Annotated in this window: 1 protein-coding gene; it reads left to right on the forward strand. The window is 71.3% G+C overall.

All coding sequences use genetic code 11. From position 1 onward, the window contains the following. Window positions 1-2: 2 nt before the first annotated feature. Window positions 3-1214, forward strand: a 1212-nt coding sequence (locus tag ACFHWY_RS28545) for an ISL3 family transposase (RefSeq protein WP_416583335.1), incomplete at its 3' end; no start/stop codon positions are given.

Raw genomic sequence — 1214 nt, forward strand, 5'->3', positions numbered from 1 at the left:
GGCTGCTGGGCCTGAACGGCCTGGTAGCCGATCGGGTCGAGCTGCACCCGGACGGTTCCCCCATCGTCCACCTGTCCACCGGAGATGAGCAGGCACGATGCTGCCCGCAGTGCGGAAGCCGGGCCGTGCGAGTCAAGGGCTGGGTACTCACCCGGCCGTGGGATCTGCCCGTCGCCGGCCGAGTCACCCGGTTGCGGTGGCGTAAACGCCGCTGGCATTGCGACCAGTCCGGATGCCCGCGCCGCACGTTCACCGAGCAGGTTGCGCAGGTTCCGGCCCGGGCGAGGATCACCGCCCGGCTGCGGCAGGCCGCCGGGGCGGCGGTCGCCGACGGCAACCGTACGATCGTGCAAGCCGCCCGTGACATGGGCATATCGTGGCCGGTCGTCGCGGCGGCGTTCACCGCGCACGCCGCGACAGTGTTGCCGGCCGAACCCGAGCCGGTGGCCGTGCTGGGCATCGACGAGGTCCGCCGCGGCAAGCCCCGCTGGAACTTCGACGAGGTCACCCAGTCGTGGACCACCACCGTCGACCGCTGGCACGTCGGCTTCGTGGATCTGCTCGGCGGGCAGGGACTGCTCGCCCAGGTCGAGGGCCGCACCAGCAAGGCAGTGACCGACTGGCTCACCCAGCGTCCCGCCGCTTGGCGCGAACAGGTCCAAGCCGTCGCGATCGACATGTGCACCGTGTTCAAGGCCGCCGTCCGCGAAGCGCTGCCCCACGCGATGCTGGTCGTGGACCACTTCCACGTCGTCCAGCTGGCCAACCGGGCCGTCACCGAGGTCCGCCGCCGCATGACCGTCACCCACCGCAGCCGCCGCGGCCGGGCCACCGACCCGGAATGGCAGCAACGCAACCGGCTGACCCGCTCAGCTGCCCGGATGCGCGCCGAGCACGTCGACCGGCTCACCGATACGCTCAGCAACCTGCCCGCCAAGATCGGCCAGCCGATCCTGACCGCCTGGAACGCCAAGGAAGACCTGCTCGACCTACTCGCGACCGCCCGCACCCGGCCGGACCAGGAGGCCGTCGCCCGGCTACTGCACCGCTTCTACGCCCGCTGCGCCGACTCCGGCCTGCTCGAACTGCACCGGCTCGCGGCCACGATCGAGACCTGGTGGCCCGAGATCCTCGGGTTCCTGCACACCGGCATCACCAACGCTGGCTCCGAAGGCACCAACCGCGTCATCAAGACCGTCGCCCGTGACGCCTAC

The sequence above is a fragment of the Micromonospora sp. LOL_024 genome (assembly GCF_048060415.1).
Classification (GTDB): Bacteria; Actinomycetota; Actinomycetes; order Mycobacteriales; family Micromonosporaceae; genus Micromonospora.